This is a genomic window from Chelativorans sp. ZYF759, from assembly GCF_012911015.1.
In the GTDB taxonomy this organism is placed as follows: domain Bacteria; phylum Pseudomonadota; class Alphaproteobacteria; order Rhizobiales; family Rhizobiaceae; genus ZYF759.
Window position 1 is genome coordinate 276688 of the sequence record NZ_WVVV01000001.1, and the last position, 24736, is coordinate 301423.

The window sequence follows — 24736 nt, forward strand, 5'->3', positions numbered from 1 at the left end:
CACGCAGAAAAGGCGATCAGCTGCCCTGCAGGCGCGCCCAGGCAAGGGCCGTTTCGAGACCCCTTATCTCGGCCATGCCGCGCAGCCTGCCGATTGCCGGGTAGCCGGCGCGGAACTCACCGCGCAGGTCGCTCAGCATGGCGTGCCCGTGATCGGGGCGGAAAGGCAGCTGCACGCCCCGCTCACGCTCGATCTTAAGCACGGCGTCGACGATGGCGGCCATATCTGCGTCGCCATCGAGATGTGCCGCTTCGTGGAAGCTCAGCCCGTCCGCCTCGCGCCGCGTGGCGCGCAGATGCAGGAAATGGACCCGATCGGCGAATTCGCGCAGCATTTCCGTCAGTCGGTTGTCGGGTCGAACCCCGTAGGAGCCTACGCAGAAGGTGAAGCCGTTGGCGGCATCGTCCGTCATGGCGGCGATGGCACGCATGTCCTCTACCGTGGAGACCACCCGGGGCAGACCGAACAGCGCGCGCGGCGGGTCGTCGGGATGGATCGCAAGATTCACGCCGGTTCCCGCCAGTTGCGGCAGGACCCGCTGCAGGAAAGCCGCCAGGTTGGCCCGCAAATCCTCTGGCGAGACGCCCGCGTAGCTTGCGAGCCGTTCCCGGAAACCGTCGAGCGTGAAGCTCTCCTCGGAACCTGGCAATCCGGCAAGGATCGTCGTCGTCAGCCGTTCGATTGCAGCGTCGTCCATCGCATCGAACGCCGCCCGTGCGCCCTTGCGCGTTTTCTCGTCGTGATCGGCTTCCGCGCCTTCGCGTCGCAGGATGTGGAGATCGAAGGCCGCGAACCGGATATTGTCGAAGCGCAGGCAGGAGGCGCCGTCGGCCAGGCGATGGTCGAGTTCCGTTCGCGTCCAGTCGAGAACCGGCATGAAATTGTAGCAGATCGTGTCGATGCCGAAGGCGGAAAGGTTGCGCGCGCTCTCGGCCCATATATCGGCTTTTTCCCGCCAGTCCGGAGCGCCCGTCTTGATCGCGTCGCAGACCGGGATGCTTTCGACGACACGCCAGGTCAGACCCGCGGCTTCGATCTCGGCGAGGCGGCGCTCGATCTCTGCTGCGGTCCAGACCTTGCCATTGGGAACGTGATGAAGCGCGGTGACGACTTCGCTCGCCCCGGCCTGTCGGACGTCCGACAGGCTGACGGGATCGTCGGGTCCGAACCAGCGCCAACTGTATCGCATGCGAAACTCCGGGGGGATGTCGTCAGCGGAAGCTTGCTGCAACCGCGGAGGAATCGAAAAGATAGCCGTCGAAATCCGGATCCTCGTAATCCGACAGCTGCATGAGGGTGGTGCGGACGTTTTCCAGATGCTGCCACATGGCCTGCCGCGCTCCCTCGGCATCCTTGCGCTGCAGCGCCTGCAGAATGACGTGGTGATCATCCAGCCACTGACCACGATAGCTGGCGTCGAAGATGCGCTCGTGCAGGCGCGCCCACATCGGGCTTTGGTCGCGCTTGCGCCAGAGGCCGGTCACGGTATCCACGAGCACGCTGTTCTGGGTCGCCTCGGCAATGAGCCGGTGAAACAGTTCGTCGCCCGAATAATCGTCGCTGCCGGCCTCGATGCCCCGGCGCTCCAGCTCGAGCGCCTCGCGCATGCGCATGATGTCGCTACGCGTCACCATGCCGGCCGCGAAGCTGGCGATGCTGCTCTCGACGAGTTGGCGTGCCTGGAGGAGTTCGAACGGGCCGATATCGTCGCGGACCGGCGGGCCGGCATCGCCCGGATCGGCGAGCAGGTAGATGCCCGACCCCTTGCGGACCTCCACCAGCCCCTCGATCTCCAGCATCATCACTGCCTCGCGGGCCACCGACCGGCCAATGCCGAGCTGTTCGGAAATCTGGCGCTCGGTGTCGATGCGGTCGCCGACCCGATAGCGCTTCTGGGCGATGAGGGCGCGCAACTCCCCCGCAACCTGTTGATAGCGTCTGCGCGCCTGCGACATCACCGATCCTCCCTTTTTTCCGCTGCGGCCCGTTCACCGTAGAAGGCCGCCAGGATGCCGAAGGCTTCCTTCTTCGTCGCCTTGTCGGCGGCGATCAGACCCTTTCGGTTGAACCCCAGCTGGAAGATATTTTGCCGGCGTTCGACACGAAAGTCATAGAGGATCCACGGCGAGATGCCTTTCACATAGTCCAGCGCCCGCAGGGTCTCGATCTGCTTGCGATAGACCTCGGCCATGTAGGCTTCCGAAAAAAGACCTTCTTCGGGGCCAAGTCCCCCGGTCGCCCCGTCGGCTCCGGTCTCGGAAATGACGACCGGTCGATCCGGCGCGGAATTGGCGCCGATGACACCGAGTTCGTCGAAATCCTCGTCGTACCAGCCATAATATTCGTTGATGCCGATGACATCGAGATGTGCCGCCAGCCGATCTTCGATCTTCAGCTTCTGGTGGTTGACCAGGCAGGCCGCTGCTACGAGCCGCGTGGGATCTGAAGCACGGGCGGCATCGGCCAGCCCGCACATGAAGCTCAGGCGCGCGTCGGTATCGGGATTTTCGTTGCCGATCGACCAGATGACGACGCTGGCGCGGTTGCGGTCGCGCCGGATGAGTTCGAGCAACTGGTTCTCGGCATCCCGATAGGTGTCGGGATTGGCGAAGTCGATGGCCCAGTAGACCGGGATCTCCTCCCACAGGAGGAAGCCCATCTCGTCGGCGATCTCCGCCGCGCGCTCGTGATGGGGATAGTGGGCCAGCCGCAGGAAATTGCAGCCGAGCTCGCGCGCATGCGCAAAGCGCCGCCTCAGATCGGTTTCGTTCGTCACCTTGCCCAGCGCGTCATCGTCCTCGTGGACGGAGATGCCGCGAAGCCAGATCGGCCTGCCATTGAGCAGAATGTCGGTTCCGCGCCGTTCGATGGTGCGAAAACCAACCCGGTCGCGTACGAAATCCTCGCCCATGCGGATCTCGACATCATAGAGGCGGGGGCTTTCGGGCGACCAGCGTTCGGGTGCGGCAGCCAGGGCGGCATGGGCCTTCCCGTTGTCGAGATGCAGCATCGCATCAATGCCCAGCTCGGGGATCGCGACGCGGATCTCGCCATCCGCTGCGCCATTGGCCTCGACGTCGATTTCGATGCGCTCGCCGTCGCCGGACAGGCGGATGAACGCATCGGAAATGAAGGCTTGCGGCAGGTCGAAGAGTTCGACTTCCCGGTAGACGCCGCCATAGTTGAACCAGTCGGTATTGCGCATCGGCACCCGGTCGCGGGTGCGAGAGTTGTTGACGCACAGCATCAGCCAGTTGCGCCCGGCCCTGGCATGTTCGGTCAGTTCGACGAAGAAGGGCGTCGAGCCGCCATAATGGTTGCCGAGAAAGACGCCATTCAGGAAGACCTTGCAGTCATATTGCGCGGCGCCGACCCGGAGGACGAGGCGACGGCCCTCATGCAGATCGAGATCGAGCGGCCGCGTGTACCAGGCGCTGCCCTCGAAGAAGTACCACTTCTCCTTGAGCATCGCCCAGTTGGACGGCACGGGCACCGTCTCGCCCATATAGGGATCATAGTCCCAGGGTTCCGTACGTTCGATCGGGGCGGCGGGCTGCATGGCATACCATTTCTGGCGCAGCCCGGTGTCGAGCAGGTCGACACAGAAGTTCCAGTCACCATCCAGAGACACCGTTTCCCTGCCACCGGTGAAGACCATGGTGGCGTGGTTCAGGTTCTGCAGGTTGAAGGGACGGTCGTAGTCCTCGTCATGCAGAGCCTGAAGGGCGTTCTCGGCGACCGAGGACCGTTCCAGCATCCCGCCGCTCCCGCCGTCAGTTGGCCGCCGCCTTGATGCGCTCGATCAGATCGGCGAGCTCGGGCGACTGGGCCGCGACCTCGTCATGCATCGGCAGCACGGCCTCGATGAACGGGGCCTTCTCGACCTCGTTGATCTCGACGTTCATCTCGTTCTGGGCCGTCTCCAGCGCTTGCCTGGCGATCGCGTTCCATGAATCGGTGTGGAAGTTCTGCGCATCGAGGGCGGCCTGCCGCATGGCGGATTGCTGCTCTTCGGTCATGGCATCCCAGGCACAGTTCGACATCACGACCACCGAGGGAATGATGGTGTGCTCGTTCAGCGAGAAGTGGCTGACCACTTCGCCGTGACGGGCATTGGTGAGCGCGGTCGGGTTGTTCTCGGCCATGTCGACCACACCCTGCTGCAAGGCGCTGTAGAGCTCGCCCCAGTCGATCGGGGTCGGATTGCCGCCGAGCAGTTCCACCATGCGGATGGCGGAGGGGCTCGGCTGGACGCGGATGCTCACGCCGGCAAGATCCTCGGGGCTGTTGACGGCCCTGTCACCGTAGAAGGAGCGGGCTCCTTCGGTGAGAAAGGCGATCCCCATGAAGCCCTTGTCGCGCGACGCCGACAGGATGTCCTGGCCCACTTCGCCATTGATGACGGTGAGGAAGTGTTCCTCGCTCTCGAAGATGAAAGGCAGGTTCATGGCGGAATAGGAGGGCTCGAAGGCCTCCAGCTCCGCGGCGTTGGAGCGTGCCATTTCGAGCGCGCAGTTTTCGACCAGCTCCATGGATTCACGCTGCGTACCGAGCTGGGCATTGGCGTAGACGCGAATGGCCAGTTCGCTATTGGTCAGCTCGGAAAGACGTTCGCCCATGAACTCCATGCTGACATGGGTGGGGTGGTCTTCCGGGTTGTTGTGGTTCAGCCGCAGAACGGTCTGCGCATGGCTGGTGGCCACCATGGCAAAAAGGGCAACGCCCGACAGCGCACAGGTGCGCAAGCTCTTCGTCATTGGAATATCCTCCCGGGATCGGTTTGCCGAAGCAGCACCGCAAGCCGGACCGAACCTGTCGGTCAGCGGCCTGCTTCGCGGGGAATATGTCGACCACTCTGCAAAGTTGTCAATCAATATTCGAAAATTGGTTGACCAAAATGATCGAACGAGTCAAAAGGCCCGTGGAGGAGAGCATCATGAGAGCAGGGTTTCCCATGACAGCCGCGCCGTCCGGCGCTCCGGGTGGTCGTCGTCGATGAAGCGCACCGTCGATTGGACGCTCGGCGCCGTGCTCGCGCTCATCTTCGCGGTGATCGTTGCGAGCGTGACCTGGCAGGTCATCTCCCGCTATGTGCTCGGGACCCCCAGCACGATCACCAGCGAACTGGCGCGTATCCTGTTCATGTGGCTGGCCATGATCGGCAGCGCCTATACATTCGGCCAGGGTCGGCATCTGGCCATCGACCTGTTGCCGCTGATGCTGACCGGACGCGCCGCCCAGGGACTGCAATTCCTCATCTTGCTGCTTGTCGCCGGCTTCGCCGCGATGGTGATGGTCTGGGGTGGCTGGCAACTCGTCAGCCGCACGCTTGCTTCGGGACAGATCACACCCATTCTGCGCGTCCCGATGGGCTATGCCTATGCGCCCATACCGTTTTCGGGGCTGGTGATCCTGTTCTACTGCGCGGTCTTCGCACGCGATGCCTGGAATGATCCCGGCACGCCCCCGCCTGGCGCCGCGGATGCGGCGACGCCGGTCGGGTCAGACCTCAGCGCCGGCCAGGGAGGCCGCCCGTGACCAACGCCATACTCGTCCTGTTCGGCTCCTTCGCCGTCATGATGGCGCTCGGTGTCCCGATCGCCTTCGCCATCGGCATCGCCGCGGCTGCGACCTTTCTCCTGTTTATGGGCTTCGACCAGTCCATGTTCATCGTGGCCCAGCAGATGGCGTCGGGTCTTGATTCCTTCACGCTGCTTGCCATCCCCTTCTTCATCCTGGCCGGCAACATCATGAACCGCGGCGGCATCGCCGCCAGGCTGATCGACCTCGCCAAGGTGCTGGCCGGGCGCCTGCCCGGCTCGCTTGCCCACGTCAACATCATCGCCAACATGCTGTTCGGCTCGATCTCGGGCTCGGCGGTGGCATCGGCCGCGGCCGTCGGCGGCGTGATGGCGCCGGTCCAGAAGCGCGAAGGCTACGATCCCGCCTTCTCGACCGCCGTCAATGTCGCGTCCTGCCCGACCGGCCTGCTCATCCCGCCGAGCACGACCCTCATCGTCTACTCGCTCATCACCGGCGGGACCTCGATCGGCGCCCTGTTCCTGGCCGGCTATCTGCCGGGCATCCTGATGGGCCTGTCGCTCATGGTCGTTGCCGGCATCATCGCCAAGCGGCGGGGCTACCCTGTCTCGGAACGCCCGACCTTCGTCCAGGTCCGCAGCGCCGTCATGCGCGCCATCCTCCCGCTCGGGCTTATCGTGATCATCATGGGCGGCATCATCGGCGGCGTGTTCACGGCCACGGAGGCCTCGGCCATCGCCGTCGTCTATGCGCTCTTCCTCGCGCTCGTCTGGTACCGCGAGATCGGCATCCGCGACCTGCCGGGCATCCTCATCGAGTCGGCGGTGACCACCACCATCGTTCTCCTGATGATCGGCTGCTCCATCGCCATGTCGCGCGTCATGGCCTTCGGCGACATCCCGTCGACGATCTCGGGCTTCATGCTGGGTCTTTCGGACAACCCGTATTTCATCATGCTGGCCATCGTGGCGGTGCTGCTGGTGATCGGCACCTTCATGGACATGACGCCGGCGCTCCTGATCTTCACGCCGATCTTCATGCCCGTCGTGCAGAATATCGGGATCGACCCGGTGCATTTCGGGATTATCATGACGATCAATCTGTGCATCGGCATCTGTACGCCGCCGGTGGGCTCGGCGCTGTTCGTGGGCTGCTCGATCAGCGGCGTCAGCATCGCCAAGGTGCTGCGCCCGCTCATCCCCTTCTATCTGGTGCTGGTCGCCCTGGTCATGGTCGTGACCTTCGTGCCCGAGATCAGCCTGTTCCTGCCGCGCCTGATCCTCGGCTACGGAGGCTGATCGATGAAGACCCTGGAAAGCTGGAGCGTCCTCGAGGAGACGCCGAACGGCCTCGTGCTGCTGGTGGAAGGCCGCCATCATCTGCGCATCGAGGTGCTTGAGGATGCGCTTTTCCGCGTCCGCCTCCTGAAGGACGGGCAATGGCGGCTCAACCGCAGCTGGGTGGTCGATCCCGATCGCGCCATGCCCTGGGAAGGAAGATCGCGCGACTCGCTGGCCGGCTTCTCCTGCCCTGCGATCGAACGCACGCAGGGCGATGGTGTCGCCACGGTCGCGAGCAAGCGCCTGCGCGTCAGTGTCCGTACCCCGCTGCAGCTGGTGTGGGAAGCCCTGGTCGAAGGCGAATGGATCACGGTGGCGCAGGAGCGCCCGACGGGCGCCCATATGCTTGGTGTGCGCGACCATCAGCATGCCCATTTCATGGCCCGGCAACCGGGCGAACGTGTCTATGGGCTCGGCGAGAAGGCAGGCCGGCTGGAGCGGTCCGGGCGGCGCTTCGAGATGCGCAATCTCGACGCGCTCGGCTATGACGCCGAGACCACCGACCCGCTGTACAAGCACATTCCCTTCACCATCACCCGCACGCCGGATGCCGGCAGCTTCAGCCTGTTCTACGACAATCTCGCCGGCTGCTGGTTCGACCTCGGCAACGAGCTCGACAACTACCACAAGCCCTACCGGGCCTATCGCGCCTGCGACGGCGATCTCGACCTCTATTTCGCCTGGTCGCCGGACATGCGCGACTTGGTCAAGACACAGCAATGGCTGACCGGCGGCATAGCGTTTCCGCCGCGCTGGACGCTCGGCTATTCCGGCTCCACCATGGCCTATACGGATGCGCCCGACGCCCAGGCACAGCTCGAAGGCTTCGTCGACAAGCTGGCGACAAACGACATCCCTTGCGACAGCTTTCAGCTGTCCTCGGGTTACACCTCGATCGCCGACAAGCGCTACGTGTTCAACTGGAACACCGACAAGGTGCCCGATCCCGAAGGAATGGCCGCCCGTTTCGCCGAGGCCAGGCTGGAGCTCGTGGCCAACATCAAGCCCTGCCTGCTGCTCGACCACCCGCAATATGAGCAGGCGGCCGAAAAAGGCCTCTTCATCCGCGACAGCGAGACCGGCGCGCCCGAGCAGTCGGTCTTCTGGGACGCCAAGGGTTCGCATCTCGATTTCACGAACCCCGCCACCGTCGAATGGTGGAAGTCGAATGTCACGACGGCGCTTCTGGACCGCGGCATCCATTCGACATGGAACGACAACAACGAATACGAGGTCTGGGACCACCACGCCCGCTGTGAAGGCTTCGGCGACCCGATTGACATCGGGCTGATCCGTCCGCTCCACTCGCTCTTGATGGTGCGCAGTTCTGAAGAGGCGCAGCGCAGGAGGGCGCCCGACAAGCGGCCCTACCTCATCACCCGATCAGGCTGCGCGGGGCTGCAGCGCCATGCGCAGACCTGGACCGGCGACAATTACACCGACTGGTCGACGCTGCGGTGGAACATCCGCATGGGCCTCGGGCTGGCGCTTTCCGGCATCTCCAATATCGGCCACGATGTGGGCGGTTTCGCCGGGCCGCGGCCGGAACCGGAGCTTCTGCTGCGCTGGGTCCAGAACGGCATCTTCCACCCGCGCTTCACCATCCACAGCTGGAACGCGGACGGCTCCGTCACGGAACCCTGGACGCACCCGCAGGTGCTGGATGGCATTCGCGAGGCGATCCGGCTGCGCTATCGGTTGCTGCCCTATCTCTACACCTGCCTCTTCGAGGCGGTGACGAAGGGCGAGCCGATGATCCGCCCGACCTTCCTCGATCACGAGCACGACGCGGCCTGTTTCGAGGAGACCGACGACTTCATGCTCGGCCGCGACCTTCTGGTGGCAAGCGTGGTGGAGAAGGATGCAACGACACGCGAGGTCTACCTGCCGAAGAATGCCACCGGCTGGTGGAACTTCCACGACGGCACCTGGCATGCGCCCGGCACGCGGCTCCGCCTCGGCGTCGATCTTTCCTCCATGCCGCTCTTCGTGCGGGCCGGCAGCGTCATCCCGCTTGCCGAAGGCGCGGAGCGGGCGTCGCCTGGCGCCGAGACGTCAAGAATACTGGCCGTCTTTCCTGCGCGCGATGGCGAAGAACATGTATCGACGGTTTATGACGATGCCGGCGACAATGCCGATGCGCTTGATGGCAATCATTGCCTGACGCGTGTCGTGCTCGGCACTGGAGCGAAAGAAATCGGCCTGCGGCTCGCACATGAGAGTCGTCTGGCCTTTCCCTTCGAGACACTGCGCATCGCCCTGCCTGCGACAGAAGGAAGACCGGTGCGCATCGGCTCGGCGCTTCTTTCGAACGGCGACAGTTTCGAGACCGATTCCGCACGCTGAAGGCGGGCGGATCGGGACAAACGCGCCTGGGTCGTCATTGCGGGCTTTACGGATCGCCAGCGAGTCCTATGTGCCTTCTACATGCTGACCTCGCTCCAAACCGAACTCCGCCGCCCCGTCCCCCTCGCGCTCGCCGTCCTGGCGGCGCTGGGCTGGCTCATCTTCATCCTCTACTGGTTCAACGCTTCGGGCGATCGAAGCGCGCTGGAATCGCGCGTGGTCGAACTCGAGGCCGATCGCGACCAGATCGCCTCGCAATTCGCCGCCCATCGGGAAGCCAACCGCGCCCATGCCGAGTTGGTCGAGGCGATCGAGGTGGCGCAGGCCGAACTGGCGGAGCTGGAGGCACGCCGGGACCAGGCCCAAGGGGAGGCGACGACGCGCGAAGCGGAGCTTGAAGAACTGCAGGCCTCGCTGAGCGCCGCCGAAGAAGACCTGGCAACCGCACGAGCGACCTTCGACGAAGTCGAAGCCAACATGAAGGCTGCTCGCCAGGCTGCCGAGCAGCGTGGCGAAGAGCTGGCCGAATCGACGGAAGAACTCGTTCGCGTCGGCGCGCGGCTCGAAGAATCCCGCGCCTCCGAAGCCGAGCTTCTCGAGACGCTGTCGGAACTCAGCAATCAGGCCTCGGAACAGTCTGCCCTGCTCTCCGATGTCGAGAGCCGGCTTCAGGTTGCCCGCGAGGAAGAGGCGGCCCTTGCCGCCACGCTTTCGGAAGGCCGCGCCGAAGCCGCAGAACTCGAAGAGCGCCAGACCGCCCTGGAACGATCGATCGACCAGCAGCAGGAGCACCGCTCCGCCCTTTCGACCGAGATTCAGCAGGCCGAGGAACAGAGGCAGCGCCTGCAGAGCCAGGTGTCCGAACTGGCGCAGACGCTCGCCGAGCGCGGCCAGCAGATCGCCGAGACCGAAACCCGTCTGGAAAACCTGCAGTCCCAGACCAGCCAGACAGTTTCCGCCTCGGTTTCGGGGCTGCGCCCGGGTCTCTACATGGGGCTGGCGCGCGCCGTGCCGGGTGCCCGGATCGAGGCGCGTTTCGACGAGGAGGGCGGCTTCCAGCTCAGTCGCACGGGACGCAGCGGCGCAACGGTTAGCGGAGAATACGAACTCTCCAATGGCGAAATCGTCTTCAGCGAGGCTGATGGCGATCTCGGAACGGCGAGTTTCCCGATGCGCTGCGCGATCGAACCGCGGGGAGCCGGGTTCATCATCCCCGACACCCAGGAAGACGGTGGCTGCGTTCTGGCTGGGGTGGAGTTCCACCCGGCCGACTAGCGGCGTCCACGACGCGGAGCCGTCGCCAGGCCTTGCAGATGTGGCAGCCGAACGGCGCCTGACGGGCGTCTAGGCGCTCCGCCCTTGCGCCGGGCCGCCGAGCAGGGCCTTCAGGGCATCCTTGCCGTCGGCTATGTCGGCTTCGGAGGGCGTGATTCCGGCCGCCAGCAACCGGCGGGCCAGCATGTGTTCACCCGGCCGGTTGACTGTTTCGACGCAGACCAGCCTGTCCCTGTCGAAATGGTAGACCGCAAGATCGTCGTTCTCCGGCGAGCCGGACAGGATTGTCCTGTCCGACGCCATCGACAGCCCCGCCATCTGCAGCTTGGTGCTGCCCTGGTCCGACCAGAACCAGGAGACGTCGCGATAGTCGGTTTCCTTGCCGGTGATCGCCTTTGCCGCGTGCCGTGCCTGGTCGTTGGCGTTCTGCACGCATTCCAGCCGGGCGGGCTTCTGCCACTGCCAGTGGGTGAAACTCGCCACGTCGCCGAGCGCGAAGATGCGCGGATCGGCGGTGCGCATCGCATGGTCCACGACGATGCCATTGTCGACCGCGAGTCCTGCCGCCTCCGCCAGCCCGGTGCTGGGTACCGCGCCGGTTCCCAGCACGACCATGTCGGCGCCCAGCCGCTCTCCCCCGGCGAGCGTCACCGCTGCGGCGCGCGCGCCGGCCTGTTCCAGCCCGCGCACCTCCGCGCCGAGCCTGACATCAATGTCGGCGGCAAACAACCGGTCCAGCACATAGGCGGAAATGACGGGTGCCACCGAGCGGGCGAGCAGCCGCTGCCCCATCTCCACGACCTTCACCTGCTTGCCGAGCCCGACCAGCGTGTGCGCGAGTTCGAGCCCGATGAAGCCGCCGCCGATGATGACGATCTCCGACGCATCATCGGCCTCCGCGCGCATGCGCTCGGCATCGGACATATTGCGGAGCACGAAGACGTTTTCGAGGTCCGCGCCCGCAATCGGCGGCCGGCGCGCGCTCGCACCCGTCGCCAGGATCAGCGAGGAAAATTCGATCGCGGCACCGTCGTCGCACCGCACGAGGCCGGCCCGCCGGTCGATCTCGGCCACCCGGGTCTCGAGTTTCAGCTCCACGGCGTTGTCGGTGTAGAAGCTCTCGGGGCGCAGGAGCTGGGCCGCACCACCGGCCTTGAGGAAGGTCTTGGACAGCGGCGGCTTGTGATAGGGCAGATGCGCCTCGTCGCTGACGAGAACGATCTCGCCCTCATACCCTTCCTGGCGCAGGCTGACGGCCGCCTGGGCACCGCCATGCCCGCCACCGACGATTATCGTACGTTCCATCGACCGCTGGCTCCCGTCCGCTCAGAAAAGCGAGAAATATTCGCGCTGCTCCCACTCCGAGACCGTCATCAGGTAACGGTCCCATTCCGCGCGCTTGATGTGCGTGAGGTAGTTCACGAAGACGTCGCCGAGCGCCTCGCGATAAAAGCTGCTCGCCTCAAAACGTTCGATCGCCGCCACCAGGCTCTGCGGCAGCTTGATGGAATCGTTGGCGTAGGGGTTTTCGATGGGAGGCGGTGCCTTGAGGCCGCGCGAAATGCCGTCGAGGCCGCCGAGGATCTGGGACGCGAAATAGAGATAGGGGTTGGCTGTCGGCTCGGCGACCCGGTTCTCGATGCGGCTGGCTTTGTCGCCGGGCGCCATCAGGGCGCGGATCATGGCGCCCTTGTTGTCATTGCCCCACTGGATTCTGTCCGGCGCCAGCTGGAAGGGCTGGTAGCGCTTGTAGCCGTTGACCGTCGGCGTGGTCAGCAGGCAGCTGGCGGCCGCGTGCTCGAGCAGGCCCGCTATCCAGCCGCTTGCCTGGGGCGAAAGGGACCCGTCCTCGGCCGGAATGAACAGGTTGCGGCCATCCCTGGCGTCGACCAGGGACTGGTGCAGGTGCCAGCCGCTCGGCACGACGTTGTCGAGCTTGGGCCGGCACATGAAGGTGGCGTGCAGGCCGCGGCGTGCCGCCATCTGCTTGACCATGGAGCGGAACAGCATCATCGCGTCCGCATGTGCCAGAGGTCCATCGGGATCGAAGGTGAACTCGCACTGGCTGGGCCCGAATTCCGCCTCCATCGAGCGCACGGGCAACCCCAGCGCCTGGCTGGCACGGCGCAGTTCGTCCATCACGTCTTCCAGCGCGTCGTAGCGGGCTTCGGTCAGGTACTGATAGCCATGCGCGATCAGGCTGGTGCGCGGGGGCTCGGCGGGCATGCCGCCGTCGGCATGGGCGAGGCGCGGCTCGTCGAGCTTCAGCATGTAGAACTCGACCTCCAGCCCGCAGACGAGATTCATCCCGGCCGCATCGAGCTTGCCGATGGCATCGCGCAAGATGCTGCGCGAGCAGAAGGGTATCTTCGAGCCGTCGCGGGCATGAACGTCGCACAGGAACCAGCCGGAATGCGGCGACCAGGGAAGCACCTTGAAGGTAGAGGGGTCGGGCACGATCATGACGTCGCCGGCCCCCGTCAGCACGCCTTCGCCGAAGCCGATGTCGTCGCCCCAGACGGAAAAGACCGTCCGGTGCGACGTGTCCTTCAGCAACAGCGTCGATGTCATCGCCAGGCCGCTGCGGAAGGCGGAGGCCAGTTGCGAGACGACAACCGTCTTGCCGCGCAACACGCCGTGCTGGTCTGCGAAGGACAGCCGGATGGTCTCGAGGCCCTGTTCCTCGGCCTTTCTGATGACCTCCTCGGCCAGCGAGAAAGCTTGGTCGTCAAGCAGGCCCTTTTCGCCCACCAACCCGTTGCGCAGCGATCGTTCCATGTCGAAATCGTTCCCCGATGAAGCCGCGGGCGACCCGTTGGGGCCGCCCCATCCAGACCTGCCGCCCGGCTGCGGTCAGATTGCAGCATTCCACTGGCAGGAGGAACGTCTTTCGGCGTCGGCATCCTTCCAGACCGATTCCCATTCGTCCGTCGGGCCGATCGCGTCGATGGAGACGGGTCCGCGAATGGCACCGGTGTCGACGCCCGCGCGGCGCATCGGCAGGTCTTCCTCGCCACCATCCTCGATGTTCTTGATCGCGGCCAGGAGCATGCGGCGATACTTGCTAATCGCTACGTCGGTGCGGCCCAGATGCTCGTCGGTGCGATCCTGGATCGGACCCATCGACTCCACCGCCCACTGGTCGTGCACGTTGATGTCGAGACCCATGCCGGTATAGGTCAGGCTTTCCTGCTCTTCCGGATTGAAGCCGTAATTGTTGCGCTTGTTCTTCAGCGGCGCGTAATCGGGCAGGCGGTGCTCCTTGAGACGCTGCTCGCGCATGACGGTCTTGTCGACCGGCTTTCCGAAACTGGTGAACATCGAATACCAGTAGCAGTTCTCGTCATCGATCGGCACGTGCCACTGGGTGATGGTCATCTCGTTGGACATCGGGATGACGATGGCTTCCGGGAAGAGCTGGTTGGTGACGCGCACATGGCTGCGCCCATCGTCCAGATGGCGCAGCGAGATGATGCGCAGGCCGTGCTCAGCCTCCTCGACCTTGATCTCAGGGCGCGGATATTCGCGCAGGAGCTGGGTCATCGGAATCTCGGTGTTGGCCGCCTTGTCGCGGAACTGCTTGCCGTAGCCCTCGTTCGGGTCCTCGTCCTGGAGGAAGCGGTGCAGGAAGGAGGCGTGGGCGGGATCGATGCCGACTTCCATCGCCTGCAGCCAGTTGCACTCCCACAGACCCTTGAAGGCGAAGACATGGGTGTCGGGCGCGGCAAAGCAGTCGAGCGCCGGGAAGGGCGGCGGGTCGCCCGGGCCCATATAGGCGAAGACGATGCCGTTGCGTTCGACCACCGGATAGGAGACCGTTTTGATGTTCTTGTACATCTGGCTGCCTTCGGGCTCGCCCGGCTGCTCGACGCATTGGCCGTTGCGGTCGAAATGCCAGCCGTGGAAGGGACAGCGCAGGCCGTTATCCTCGCGCCGGCCATAGCAGAGATCGGCGCCGCGGTGCGGACAGTGGCGCCCGATGAGGCCGAGATCCCCCTTGTTGTCGCGAAACAGCACGAGATCCTCGCCGAGCAGGCGGACCGGGACGACCGGACGGGCCGACATCAGCTCCTCGCTGAGCGCGGCCGGCTGCCAGTAGCGCCGCAGCACGGCTCCCGCTCCCGTTCCCGGTCCGACGCGTGTCAACCGGTCGTTCTGTTCCTGGCTCATCATGGCGGGAGTCTCCTCTGGATTGCACTCGGCTATCTGGATGCGGCGGGCAGGGTGCCCGACGGATATAACGGGATCAGTACTGGCGCGCGGGAAGCTGGATAATTGCACCAGCCAGCGCGGACGTCACCTTGATCTGGCAGGACAGGCGGCTGGCGGCGCGGCGATCCGCTGCGGCAAGGTCGAGCATGTCGTCTTCCTCGTCGCTCGGGGCACCCACGATGTCGGCCACCTGGTCGCAATAGACATGGCAGGTGGCACAGATGCAGGAACCGCCGCACTCGGCCTCGATGCCGGGCACGTTGTTCATGAGCGCGGCCTCCATCAGGCTTGCGCCCAACCGGGCGGCGACCTCATGTCTGACGCCTTCCGCGCTTTCGAAGATGATGGCGATGGCCTCGGCCATTCGTCGGGTCCCCCATTGCGGCCCGCTGACGTCGCGGGCACATCCCTTGGATGTTTGTGCGATTATCGCACGTTTCGTGTATATTTTGACGGCCACTATATTTGGCGCCGAAAGCCGCTGTCAAGTCGGGTAAAGGAATGCTAGGCGCGCTAAGACCATGCCGTGGGAGGGCCGCGCTTGAACGAGAACAATCCGATAACGCCACCGGCGGCGGCGATCGCCGATCGCGACATTTCCCTGACCTTCGCCAAGGGGATGACCGTGCTGAAGGCGTTCGACGCCGCCAACACGCACCTCACCTTGCCGCAGATCGCGCGGATCGCCGGGCTCGAGCGCGCCACGGCCCGTCGGCTCGTCCTGACCCTGGTCCATCTGGGTTATGTGAAGCAGAGCGACCGCGTCTTCAGCCTCACCCCCCGCATCCTGGTGCTGGCCGGCGGCTTCCTGCAGGGCCGGCAGTTCGGCAAGGCCATCGAACCGATCCTGCGGGCGTTTTCGATGCGCATCGGCGAGCCGATCTCCATGGCCATGATCGACGGATATGAGGGCGTCTACGTCGCCCATGCCGGCAGCGACAAGGCCAAGGTCAGCATCGGACTGACCGTCGGCAGCCGCGTTCCGCTCCTCCAGACCGCCATCGGCCGGGCGCTGGTCTCGCATGTGGGGCCGGAACTGACCCAGGACATCATCGACAACGCGCCCCTTCGGCGTTTCACCTCCGCGACGGTCGAGGACCGCGAGGCGATCCGCCGCGACATCGCGTTGACCTTCGAACGGGGCCACGCTTTCGTGGACGGCGAATTCGAGCCGGGCATCGCGGCCATCGCGGTGCCGATCGGCCCCCAGGGGCCCGAAGCCGCGGCGCTCGGCATCTCCGGGCAGAGCGGGCGTTTCGCAGAGGCCGGATTTCGCGACGAGGTGGTGGGGACGCTGAGCGAATGCGGGGCTGCCGTCAGCGGTCTGCTCTGAGCCCCGGCGGCATCTCGCGCCGAACTTCTGCAGATGCAGCGCACGAGCGTTCCCGCGTCATCAGGCGGCTTGACATTGATATGGGTCAAAAATACGGTCTGGTCTAATAAAAACCATCTGTGCGATAATCGCACAGGCCAGCATCTTCGCCAGCCAATAAGGGGAACTGACCTATGAAGAAGATTTTGCTCGCGGCCACCTGCCTGACCATGATGGCCGGAGCGGCTGCCGCTGCGGACGTGAACCTGCGCTATTCCCACTTCATGCCGGCCGCCAGCTGGCAGCATGACGACCTCTTCCTCGCCTGGGGCGAAGCGGTCTCGGAGGCATCCGACGGCGCGGTGGCGGTCACCGTCTTCCCGGCCGAAACGCTGGGCAGCGCCGTGACCGGCTATGACAATGCCCGCAACCGCATCACCGACATCGCCTGGACCGTCCAGGGCTACACCGCCAACCGCTTCCCCCTCAGCCACATCGTCGAGCTGCCGGGCCTGTTCGAGACCGCGGAAGTCGGCTCCTGCGGCTTCCAGAAGCTCTACGATTCCGGCGTCCTGGACGCCGAATACGAGGACACCCATGTCCTGTTCGTCCACACGCACGGACCCGGCCAGCTGCACACCAGCGGCCGCGCCGTGCAGCAGATCTCCGACCTGCAGGGCCTGAAGCTGCGCCGCCCGACCACCGTCATCGGCACGCTGCTTCAGGAACTCGGCGCCGAGCCGGTCGGCATGCCCGCCCCGCAGATCTATGAGAGCGTCCAGCGTGGCGTGATCGACGGCTACATGCTGACCTGGGAAGCAACCAAGAGCTTCCGCGCCAACGAGGTGACCGACAATCACACCAATTTTGGCTTCTATTCGCTGGCTTTCGTCACCGCGATGAACAAGTCGCTTTACGAAGGCCTTTCCGAAGAAGCCAAGGCAGCGGTCGATGCCAATTCCGGCATGGAATGGGCGCTCACGGCTGGCCGTGGCTACGACGCCGCGGACGAGATCGCGCTCGCCGAGATCCGCGAGACCTCGACCGTTCACGAAATCCCCGAGGCCGAGCGCGGCGAATGGGAAGCGGCGGCCGAACGGGCGCGCGAGATCTATCTCGAGGAACTCGAGGCCGCTGGCCTGCCGGGCCGCGAGGTCTATGAGCAGTTCAAGGGCCACGTCGCCGAGTGCGAGGCGGAGCTGCTTTAGTCGCCACGCGACGCTAACGCGCCAGCCGGAGCCGCCCAACCGCGCGGCTCCGGATCAACGCCGCCGGCCGAACCGGCATATGTGGACCGTCACGAATGACCCTTTCTGTTTCCGCACTGGGCGTGCTCGAGCGCGTGCGTGGCTTCGTCGTCACGATCAGCCGCTGGCTGGCCATCGCCGCGCTGGCAGCGCTTTTTGCGGTCGTGGCCAGCAGTGTCGGTGCCCGCGCGCTGTTCGACCTGACCTCGGGACGCGTCAACCTTCTCGTGGCCGGCGCCATCGAGATGTCGGCCTATCTGCTTCTCATCACCGTATTCGCGGCGCTGCCCGCCTCGCTCGGCGCCGGCATGATCAGGGTCGACACCTTCGTGGGTTTCCTGCCGCGCTGGCTGCAGAAGCTGCTTGAGCGGATCTGGAGCATCCTGTTCGCGATCCTCGCCGTGCTTCTCGTCTACCTGTTCTGGCAGCAGACCGTCACGGCGGCCGCGCGCGGCTACACCACGCAGGATCTGCGCATCCCCCTCTATTTCATCTACGCGATCGCCACCGCACAGTGCATCGGCCTGTCCATTGTGGCGATCTGCGAGTTCATCAGGCCCACGCCCCCCAGCACGGAGAATGCCTAGTGGATCCCTTGACCATAGGCCTTCTGACGACGGGCGGCCTGCTCGTCGCCGTCCTGCTCGGCTGCCCCATCGGCCTGGCGATGATCCTTGCCGGCTTCATCGGCTTCTCCGCCATTGTCGGCGTGCAACCGGCACTCGCGGTGCTGGAAAGCGCGGCCTACGAGACCGCCACGACCTATTCCTTCACGCTCGTGCCGCTATTTATCCTGATGGGCAATCTCATCTCTGAATCGGGCATGGCGCGCGACCTGTTCCTTGCCTCGCGGCGCCTGTCGCGCGGCTGGAACGGCGGGCTCGCTGCGGCCGGCGTGACGGCCAGTGCGGCGTTTTCGACCGTTTCCGGCTCGTCGCTCGCAACCGCCACCACGATGACGCGCGTGGCCTATCCCGAAATGATGGCCCAGCGCTACGACAAGCGGCTGGCGGCCGGATCGCTGGCCGCAGGCGGAACGCTCGGCATCATGATCCCGCCTTCGATCGCCCTGTTGCTCTACGCCCTGATCACCGAGCAGTCGGTTGGCGAGATGTTCCTGGCGGGCATCCTGCCGGGACTGCTTGCCTACGGGCTCTACATGCTCACCATCCTGGTGATGGCGCGCTACTGGCGCGGCGAGCCGCTTGTCGGCGCCAAGGAGCCGCAAGAACCGATCGGCCAGGCGCTGAAGCGCTTCCTGCCCGCCATGGGTCTGTTCGGCCTCGTCATGGGCGGGCTTTATGGCGGCTTCTTCACGCCCACGGAGGCCGGTGGCGTCGGCGCCTTCTTCGCGCTCGTCTATTCGCTGTGGAAGGGCCTCGACTTCCACGGCTTCATCCGCGCGCTGCGCATGACGGTCGAGACGACCGCGATCATCTTCCTGATCCTGATCGGGGCCAAGGTGTTCGGCTTCGTGCTTTCCGTCTCGCAGGTGTCCTTCTCGCTCGTCGCCTTCATCCGCGAGACCGGGCTGGAGCCCTGGCAGGTCCTCGCGATCATCCTGCTCTTCTACGTGGTCATGGGCTTCTTCATGGAGAGCCTGGCCATGATCCTCCTGACCGTCCCGATCTTCTTCCCCGTCATCATGGCGGCGGGCTTCGATCCGGTCTGGTTCGGCATCATCGCGGTGGTCACGGTCGAGTTGGGGCTGATCACGCCACCGGTGGGCATGAACCTCTTCATGGTCAAAAGCGCGGCGCGCGATCTCGACCTCAAGCACATCATGATCGGCGTCCTGCCCTTCTGTGTGGCCGACGTCATCAGACTCGCCATCCTCATCGCCTTCCCGGCCATCGTTCTTCTCCTGCCCGGCCGGCTGTAGCCGCGCAACGGACGTCTCGAACCACTTTCGGGAGGCAGGCTTTCCCGCTTCGGGCCGGTTGCGCGGCCGGAAGCGGAGATCGCGGTGGCGGCCGCCAAGGACACGGCAAGCCCCTGATCCTCGAAGGCAGCAGCCCCCGGCATCGGCCAGCAATCGTGAGATCTACTGTGGCTGTTTCCTGAAGAGCTTGATTCTCGGCAGGAAGGCGCTCGCCAGAAACACCATGCAGACCACGAGAAAGACGGCGCTGATCGGCCGCTCGAAGAAGACCAGCGGGTTGCCCTGCGACAGGAGCAAGGCGCGCCGGAAATGCTCCTCCAGCAACGGCCCCAGGATGAAGCCCAGCAGCAGCGGGGCGGCCGGATAGTGAAACTTGCGCATCAGGAACCCGACTACCCCGAAGATCAGCACGATGTAGATGTCGAAGACATTGTTGTTGGAGCTGTAGACGCCGATGCAGATCAAGAGCAGCACCGCGGGATAGAGCAGGTGATAGGGAATCTGAAGAAGCCTGACCCACAATCCGATCAGCGGGATGTTGAGGAACAGGAGCATCACATTGCCGACCCAGAAGCTGATGATCAGGCCCCAGAACAGATCGGGCTGGCTGGTGATCAGATTGGGGCCGGGCGTGATGCCGTGGATCAGCATGGCGCCCAGGAGGAGTGCCACGACGGCGTCGCCCGGTATGCCGAGGCTGAGGGTGGGAATGAAGGCGGCCTGTACGGCGGCATTGTTGGCGGCTTCCGGCGCCGATATGCCCTCGATCGCACCCTTGCCGAAACGCGAAGGATCGCGCGCGAGCTTCTTCTCGAGCGCATAGGCCATGAAGGCGGCGATGCCCGGGCCCGTCCCAGGCAGGGCGCCGACGAACGAGCCGACGACCGACCCACGCGCCGTCGGCATCGCGAGCTGGCGCCATTGCGCCCTGGTCGGCAGCATCGACTTGAGGTTGATCCGGCCGACATCGACAGCCTTGCCGACGGGCTTGCCGATATTCGACAGGATCTCGGCGACACCGAACAGCCCCATCGCAACGGCAACGAGGCTCAGCCCATCGGCCAGCTCGAAGAAGCCGAAAGTGTAGCGAAACATTCCGGTGTTGACATCCGTGCCCACTAGGCCGAGCGCGAGACCGACTATGACCATCGCCAGCCCCTTCACGGGCGAGCCCAGCGAAAGCGTCGATGCCGCGATGAGGCCGAGCAGCATCACCGAGAAATACTCCGCGGCGCTGAAGCGCAGCGCGAACTGGGCGATGACCGGCGCAAAGCCCATGACGAGCAGAATGGCGAATGATGCCCCCACGAAGGAATTGATCGCCGTGATGAACAGCGCGAGTTGCGCCTGTCCTTGCTGCGCCATCGGATAGCCGTCGAGGCAGGTCACGGCGGCCGTTGCCGAACCTGGCAGATTGAGCAGGATGGAGGCGGTCGAGCCGCCATACTGGGTGCCGTAGAATATGCCGGCCAGCATGATGAGGGCGACGGTGGGATCGAGATAATAGGTCAGCGGCAGGGCCAGCGATATCGCTGCGAGGGGCCCCAGCCCCGGCAGCACGCCGATCAACGTTCCGACGGAAACGCCGATGAAACAGAACAGCAGAGCGTCGGGGCTGAAAGCCCGGTCGACGCCGAGTGCGAGATTGGCGAGGAAGTCGGTCACCGGATGGCCCCAAAGGCTGCAAGAGGCAGGTTGAAGCCCCAGATGAAGATCGCCACGCCGGCCGCCGACATGGCAATGGCCAGCGCAAAAAGTGACAGCCAGCGGATGCGGGCCTCGCCCAGCCCGCTCAGCATGATCAGGACGATGGTTGCGGGAATGAAGCCTGCCCGCTCGACGAGAAGGGCAAAGGCGATCATGCCGATCGATACCGCGCCAACGGCGATCACCTGCCGAAGGCCCGGCACTTCGTCGGTGTCCTCAGCTTCTTCCGCCTTGCGCCTCCCCAGGCGTGCCTCGACCATGATGGCGACGCCCAGAAATACGATCAGGCAGCCGAGGGCCAGCGGAACGAGGCCGGATCCCGGCCGCAGAAGCGTGCCCTGGGGATAGCCCGCGGCGATCATCGCGACCATGGCCCCGAAGACCATGAGCACCGCCGCGGCAAGAAACTCGAGCTGGAGCTTTTTCGACATCATGCTGCCACCGGGTACGCGGCCCTCGGACCCTGGGGCGCGGTTCGAGCCGGACCACGCCCCATGATGGTTCAGCGACTACTCTACGACGATGCCAGCGGCGTCAACGACGCCGGACCACATCTCGATCTGATCCACCACGAAGGCCTGCGAATCCGACGGGGAGCGGCCCTCCACCAGGAAGCCGCGATCCTCGAAGAATGCCTGCATCTCCTCGGCTTCCATGGCCGTCGAGATTTCCGCGTACAGTCGATCCAGGATTTCCTGTGGCGTGCCGGTCGGTGCGAACACCCCCTGCCAGGACACGGCCTCGAACCCGTCAAGCCCGCTTTCGGCGATGGTGGGGACGTCGGGCAGCATGAAGTGACGCTCCAGCGACGTGACCGCGATCGGACGCAGCGCGCCGCTCTCGAAATGCTCGGAAAGAACGAGAATATCACCGAACATCGCGACGAGGTTGCCGCCCAGCAGATCCTGCAGGGCCGCCGCGCTGCCCTGATAGGGAATGTGCAGGAGCGATGTCCCCGATTCCAGCGCGAACATCTCGCCTGTCATGTGCATTGAGGTGCCGACGCCCGGAGAACCATGCGTGAAGGCGCCGGGATTGGCCTCGGCAAAGGCAACGACGTCCTCCACCGTCTCCAGATCGCTGTCGGCGTTGACGGCGAGGACCAGAGGCGAACTGACCACGATACTGACGGGCGCGAAATCGGTGGCCGCGTCGTAGGGGAGATCGTCGCGCAGAATGCCGCTGATGGCGTTCGAACCCGTCACGCCCATCAGGAGGGTGTAGCCGTCGGGCGTCGATTGCGCGACATAGTTGGCGCCAACGGTCCCGCCCGCGCCGCCGCGGTTTTCAACCACCACCGGCTGTCCCAGGGGCCCGGAGATCTTGTCGGCGATCTGGCGGGCGAGCAGATCCGTCGAGCCGCCCGGCGGGAACGGGACGACGATCGTCACGGGCTTGTCGGGGTAGTCCTGCGCAATGGCCACGCCTGTCGCCATGCCCGCGACGGATACGGCCGCGGCCAGCGTCGCGACGGTCAGAAACTTGCTGAATTTTCCCATTGGTTTCACTCCTTTTTTTGTTCCCGTTGTCGAAGATTATGCGAATTGCGAGATATCTTCCTGCTCGACTCCTTTCGGCGCTCGTTCCTCGCTACATCGTGGCGAAACGGTCGGGCCGAAAGGGCGACAGGTCCACCTCGGTCGCCCTGCCGGCGACCAGATTGGCCAGCTCGCGACCGGTCGCCGCGCCCGCGCACATGCCGACATGACCGTGCCCGAAACCCATCCACGCATTGTCGGCCTTGGCCGCACGCCCGATCACGGGCATGCTGTCGGGCAGACACGGCCTGTGGCCCATCCAGTGGGAATGGTCGCGGCCGTCGAGGCCGGGGAATATCCTCTTGCCCTGGGAAAGCAGCGCATCGGCGCGGCGGTAATTCGGCGGCGCGTCGAGACCGGCGAACTCCACCGTGCCCGCCAGTCGAAGTCCCATGGCCATCGGATTGATCATGATGTTGGTCTCGACCGCCATCACGGTGCGCGACAGCTGGACCCCGGGCGTCGGCAGCGTGACATGGTACCCGCGCTGACTCTCCAGAGGCACCTTGTTGCCCAGCTGGCGCGCCAGCTTCGCCGACCAGGCACCGGCCGCCAGGATGACGGCATCGACTTCGATCTCCTCGCCATTCTCCAGCCGCACGTTCCGCACGGCGCCATCGACAAGATCGAAATCCACTACCTTTTCCTGCAGATGTGTGGCGCCGTCCCGCAGCGCCTGCGCGTGGATGGATTTGACGAGCGCGGACGGATCCAGCGTCGAGCCATTGTCGGGTGCGAACTGGCCGAAACGGAACTGTCCCTTCAGGTCGGGCTCGAGTTCGGCAAGCTCGTCGGGGCCGATGTCGCGCATGTCGACGCCGAGGCTGCGGCGCAGATCCGTTCCGTATTGCCACTGGCTTGCCGCCTCGCGCGACGAATAGACATACAGGCATCCGGTGCGGCGAATAAGCCCCATGCCGCCCGAACGCTGCAGGAGCGGCTCGTAGCAATCGAAGACGGGCGCCAGCAGGCCGCGCATGGCGGCCGCGATCCGTTCCACCTCCGCCCGCCTCATATGGCGCAGGAAGCGCAGCAGCCAGGGCAGCGACTGGAAGAGGTAGTGGCCGCGGACGACGAGCGGGCCGTCGGGATCGAGCAGCCAGCGCGGCACCTTCTTCCACATGCCCGGCATGCCCACCGGCAGGCAGGCGCTCGGCGACAGTGATCCGGCATTGCCGAAGGAACAGGCCTCCCCGGCTTCCAGGGGGTCGATAAAGACGATCTCGTGTCCGTCTCGTTGCAGCCATGCGGCACTGCAGGTGCCGACCACTCCGGTTCCGATGACTGCTACCCGCAAACTAACTGGCTCCCCTGCCCCGCTGCAGGGTGGCATTCTGCGAGCAGTTCCCGCATCATACCAACGAATTATTTTACCTCTAATATAAGGTTATCTGATGAACCTTACCCTTCGGCAGCTTCGGGCCTTCCACGAGGTCGCCCAGACCCGCAGCTTCACCGCCGCCGCCCGCCGGATGAACCTCACCCAATCCGCCGTCAGCATGCTGGTGCGCCAGTTGGAGAAGGAGCTGGGCATGGTGCTGTTCAACCGCTACCAGCGCGCTGCCCAGCTGACGGAGATCGGGGAGCACATGCTCCCCGTCACCGAACGCATCATGGATGACCTGCGCCAGATCGAGGAAGGCGCGACCAGCCTTCGCATGCTCAGCCGGGGCAAGCTTCAACTCGCGGTACCGCAGATGCTGGCCTGCTCATGGCTGCCCCCGCTCGTCGTGCGCTATCGCGAACTGCACCGGGATGTCGTGCTCAACGTGACCGATACCACCGGCGATCGTATCGTCACGGCGGTGCTTCAGAACGAAGCGGAATTGGGCATCGGGCCGATGCGGCCGACACCGCCAGGGGTCCACGCCGAAAAACTCTGGGACGAGCCGATTCAGATCGTGTGTGCGGCCGGCTCAAAGCTTGCCGGCAATGCGCGATTGAAATGGTCGGCACTGCGCGGGGAGAACTGGATTCAGTATTCCGATGATTTCAGCCTGCATCTCGAGCGCACCGCATGGGCGGAATATGCAAACAGCCTGCCGCGCAAGACCCATGTACGCTATCTCAGCACCGCCCTGGCGCTGGTGGGCAAGGGCATCGGCGTCACGGCGGCGCCGCGTTACGCGCGGCATTTCGCGGTCCAGTTCGGCGTGGCCTTCGTGGAAGCACACGAACCGTCCCTTTCCCGCGCCTTCTACCTCTACACAAGGCGCGGACAGAAACTGTCCCCTGCGGCCAGCGCTTTTCGCGAGATGCTCAATCGGCCCGATGACGAGGATGCGGCGGTCGGGATGACCGGCGCACGCGACATCCAGCAACGCGCCTGACGGTCG

At 64.9% G+C, this 24736-nt stretch carries 21 protein-coding genes; 9 read left to right on the top strand and 12 right to left on the bottom strand.

Annotated features, from left to right (window positions below; all coding sequences use genetic code 11):
* Positions 1-16: 16 nt before the first annotated feature.
* From uxuA to GRZ55_RS01140, 4 genes are read right to left on the bottom strand one after another with little or no spacing between them, the layout of a single operon-like run.
* Positions 17-1189, bottom strand: coding sequence for a mannonate dehydratase (gene uxuA, locus GRZ55_RS01125; RefSeq protein WP_169285035.1), 1173 nt, complete (start codon positions 1187-1189; stop codon positions 17-19).
* A 22-nt stretch (positions 1190-1211) separates the two neighbouring features.
* Positions 1212-1955 (bottom strand): FCD domain-containing protein, encoded by a 744-nt coding sequence (locus tag GRZ55_RS01130; protein WP_169285036.1) that lies wholly within the window; start codon positions 1953-1955, stop codon positions 1212-1214.
* Entirely contained in the window at positions 1955-3757 is a 1803-nt protein-coding gene (locus tag GRZ55_RS01135; protein ID WP_169285037.1) for a glycoside hydrolase family 2 protein, read from the bottom strand. Before GRZ55_RS01135 ends, GRZ55_RS01130 begins: the two co-directional genes overlap by 1 nt.
* Before the next feature lie 16 nt (positions 3758-3773).
* On the bottom strand, positions 3774-4757 hold the full coding sequence (locus GRZ55_RS01140; protein ID WP_169285038.1) for a TRAP transporter substrate-binding protein: 984 nt from the start codon (positions 4755-4757) through the stop codon (positions 3774-3776).
* 238 nt (positions 4758-4995) lie between these two features.
* On the opposite strand from GRZ55_RS01140, the gene GRZ55_RS01145 reads away from it, so the two are divergent.
* The 4 genes from GRZ55_RS01145 (at position 4996) to GRZ55_RS01160 (ending at position 10502) form a co-directional block, all read left to right on the top strand.
* Positions 4996-5538: a TRAP transporter small permease gene (locus GRZ55_RS01145; RefSeq protein WP_169285039.1), complete on the top strand. Its 543-nt coding sequence runs from the start codon at positions 4996-4998 to the stop codon at positions 5536-5538.
* Positions 5535-6839: a TRAP transporter large permease gene (locus tag GRZ55_RS01150; RefSeq protein ID WP_169285040.1), complete on the top strand. Its 1305-nt coding sequence runs from the start codon at positions 5535-5537 to the stop codon at positions 6837-6839. The genes GRZ55_RS01145 and GRZ55_RS01150 overlap by 4 nt, the downstream gene beginning before the upstream one ends.
* Positions 6840-6842: 3 nt before the next feature.
* Positions 6843-9227 carry a TIM-barrel domain-containing protein gene (locus GRZ55_RS01155; protein WP_169285041.1) on the top strand — a complete coding sequence of 795 codons (2385 nt, stop codon included), beginning with the start codon at positions 6843-6845 and terminating at the stop codon, positions 9225-9227.
* 81 nt (positions 9228-9308) lie between these two features.
* On the top strand, positions 9309-10502 hold the full coding sequence (locus GRZ55_RS01160; protein ID WP_169285042.1) for a hypothetical protein: 1194 nt from the start codon (positions 9309-9311) through the stop codon (positions 10500-10502).
* A gap of 69 nt (positions 10503-10571) precedes the next feature.
* Here the strand turns inward: GRZ55_RS01160 and GRZ55_RS01165 are convergent, their stop codons facing one another.
* The 4 genes from GRZ55_RS01165 to GRZ55_RS01180 all read right to left on the bottom strand — a co-directional run bounded on the left by GRZ55_RS01165 (position 10572) and on the right by GRZ55_RS01180 (position 15078).
* Complete coding sequence (locus GRZ55_RS01165; protein WP_169285043.1) at positions 10572-11807, bottom strand: NAD(P)/FAD-dependent oxidoreductase; 1236 nt, start codon at positions 11805-11807, stop codon at positions 10572-10574.
* A gap of 21 nt (positions 11808-11828) precedes the next feature.
* Entirely contained in the window at positions 11829-13280 is a 1452-nt protein-coding gene (locus GRZ55_RS01170; protein WP_169285044.1) for a glutamine synthetase family protein, read from the bottom strand.
* A 75-nt stretch (positions 13281-13355) separates the two neighbouring features.
* Positions 13356-14675 carry an aromatic ring-hydroxylating dioxygenase subunit alpha gene (locus GRZ55_RS01175; RefSeq protein ID WP_169285045.1) on the bottom strand — a complete coding sequence of 440 codons (1320 nt, stop codon included), beginning with the start codon at positions 14673-14675 and terminating at the stop codon, positions 13356-13358.
* Between the two features lie 73 nt (positions 14676-14748).
* Positions 14749-15078, bottom strand: a complete 330-nt coding sequence (locus GRZ55_RS01180) for a 2Fe-2S iron-sulfur cluster-binding protein (protein ID WP_169285046.1) — start codon at positions 15076-15078, stop codon at positions 14749-14751.
* 177 nt (positions 15079-15255) lie between these two features.
* On the opposite strand from GRZ55_RS01180, the gene GRZ55_RS01185 reads away from it, so the two are divergent.
* The 4 genes from GRZ55_RS01185 to GRZ55_RS01200 all read left to right on the top strand — a co-directional run bounded on the left by GRZ55_RS01185 (position 15256) and on the right by GRZ55_RS01200 (position 19155).
* Positions 15256-16047, top strand: a complete 792-nt coding sequence (locus GRZ55_RS01185) for an IclR family transcriptional regulator C-terminal domain-containing protein (RefSeq protein WP_169285047.1) — start codon at positions 15256-15258, stop codon at positions 16045-16047.
* A gap of 173 nt (positions 16048-16220) precedes the next feature.
* Positions 16221-17234, top strand: a complete 1014-nt coding sequence (locus GRZ55_RS01190) for a TRAP transporter substrate-binding protein (protein WP_169285048.1) — start codon at positions 16221-16223, stop codon at positions 17232-17234.
* A 95-nt stretch (positions 17235-17329) separates the two neighbouring features.
* The gene (locus tag GRZ55_RS01195) at positions 17330-17860 is read left to right on the top strand and encodes a TRAP transporter small permease (protein WP_169285049.1); all 531 of its coding nucleotides are present in this window, start codon (positions 17330-17332) and stop codon (positions 17858-17860) included.
* A complete protein-coding gene (locus tag GRZ55_RS01200; RefSeq protein ID WP_169285050.1) occupies positions 17860-19155 on the top strand; it encodes a TRAP transporter large permease in 1296 nt (431 codons plus the stop codon). Before GRZ55_RS01195 ends, GRZ55_RS01200 begins: the two co-directional genes overlap by 1 nt.
* A 162-nt stretch (positions 19156-19317) precedes the next feature.
* Here GRZ55_RS01200 and GRZ55_RS01205 read toward each other — a convergent pair whose 3' ends face one another.
* The 4 genes from GRZ55_RS01205 to GRZ55_RS01220 form a co-directional block, all read right to left on the bottom strand.
* Positions 19318-20820: a tripartite tricarboxylate transporter permease gene (locus GRZ55_RS01205; RefSeq protein WP_169285051.1), complete on the bottom strand. Its 1503-nt coding sequence runs from the start codon at positions 20818-20820 to the stop codon at positions 19318-19320.
* Positions 20817-21296, bottom strand: coding sequence for a tripartite tricarboxylate transporter TctB family protein (locus GRZ55_RS01210; RefSeq protein ID WP_210257171.1), 480 nt, complete (start codon positions 21294-21296; stop codon positions 20817-20819). The genes GRZ55_RS01205 and GRZ55_RS01210 overlap by 4 nt, the downstream gene beginning before the upstream one ends.
* 75 nt (positions 21297-21371) lie before the next feature.
* Positions 21372-22361, bottom strand: coding sequence for a tripartite tricarboxylate transporter substrate binding protein (locus tag GRZ55_RS01215; protein ID WP_169285053.1), 990 nt, complete (start codon positions 22359-22361; stop codon positions 21372-21374).
* A 91-nt stretch (positions 22362-22452) separates the two neighbouring features.
* On the bottom strand, positions 22453-23697 hold the full coding sequence (locus tag GRZ55_RS01220; protein WP_169285054.1) for an FAD-binding oxidoreductase: 1245 nt from the start codon (positions 23695-23697) through the stop codon (positions 22453-22455).
* A gap of 97 nt (positions 23698-23794) precedes the next feature.
* Between GRZ55_RS01220 and GRZ55_RS01225 the strand changes: the two genes are divergently transcribed.
* On the top strand, positions 23795-24730 hold the full coding sequence (locus GRZ55_RS01225; protein WP_169285055.1) for a LysR family transcriptional regulator: 936 nt from the start codon (positions 23795-23797) through the stop codon (positions 24728-24730).
* Positions 24731-24736 lie beyond the last annotated feature (6 nt).

What these genes read in the sequence shown, in the direction of transcription:
- GRZ55_RS01170 (WP_169285044.1), bottom strand. Translation starts at nt 13,280, where the DNA reads ATGGAACGATCGCTGCGCAACGGGTTGGTGGGCGAAAAGGGCCTGCTT.
- GRZ55_RS01215 (WP_169285053.1), bottom strand. Translation starts at nt 22,361, where the DNA reads ATGGGAAAATTCAGCAAGTTTCTGACCGTCGCGACGCTGGCCGCGGCC.
- GRZ55_RS01225 (WP_169285055.1), top strand. Translation starts at nt 23,795, where the DNA reads ATGAACCTTACCCTTCGGCAGCTTCGGGCCTTCCACGAGGTCGCCCAG.
- GRZ55_RS01190 (WP_169285048.1), top strand. Translation starts at nt 16,221, where the DNA reads ATGAAGAAGATTTTGCTCGCGGCCACCTGCCTGACCATGATGGCCGGA.
- uxuA (WP_169285035.1), bottom strand. Translation starts at nt 1,189, where the DNA reads ATGCGATACAGTTGGCGCTGGTTCGGACCCGACGATCCCGTCAGCCTG.
- GRZ55_RS01210 (WP_210257171.1), bottom strand. Translation starts at nt 21,296, where the DNA reads ATGATGTCGAAAAAGCTCCAGCTCGAGTTTCTTGCCGCGGCGGTGCTC.
- GRZ55_RS01175 (WP_169285045.1), bottom strand. Translation starts at nt 14,675, where the DNA reads ATGATGAGCCAGGAACAGAACGACCGGTTGACACGCGTCGGACCGGGA.
- GRZ55_RS01135 (WP_169285037.1), bottom strand. Translation starts at nt 3,757, where the DNA reads ATGCTGGAACGGTCCTCGGTCGCCGAGAACGCCCTTCAGGCTCTGCAT.
- GRZ55_RS01130 (WP_169285036.1), bottom strand. Translation starts at nt 1,955, where the DNA reads ATGTCGCAGGCGCGCAGACGCTATCAACAGGTTGCGGGGGAGTTGCGC.
- GRZ55_RS01195 (WP_169285049.1), top strand. Translation starts at nt 17,330, where the DNA reads ATGACCCTTTCTGTTTCCGCACTGGGCGTGCTCGAGCGCGTGCGTGGC.
- GRZ55_RS01145 (WP_169285039.1), top strand. Translation starts at nt 4,996, where the DNA reads ATGAAGCGCACCGTCGATTGGACGCTCGGCGCCGTGCTCGCGCTCATC.
- GRZ55_RS01180 (WP_169285046.1), bottom strand. Translation starts at nt 15,078, where the DNA reads ATGGCCGAGGCCATCGCCATCATCTTCGAAAGCGCGGAAGGCGTCAGA.
- GRZ55_RS01160 (WP_169285042.1), top strand. Translation starts at nt 9,309, where the DNA reads ATGCTGACCTCGCTCCAAACCGAACTCCGCCGCCCCGTCCCCCTCGCG.
- GRZ55_RS01165 (WP_169285043.1), bottom strand. Translation starts at nt 11,807, where the DNA reads ATGGAACGTACGATAATCGTCGGTGGCGGGCATGGCGGTGCCCAGGCG.
- GRZ55_RS01140 (WP_169285038.1), bottom strand. Translation starts at nt 4,757, where the DNA reads ATGACGAAGAGCTTGCGCACCTGTGCGCTGTCGGGCGTTGCCCTTTTT.
- GRZ55_RS01155 (WP_169285041.1), top strand. Translation starts at nt 6,843, where the DNA reads ATGAAGACCCTGGAAAGCTGGAGCGTCCTCGAGGAGACGCCGAACGGC.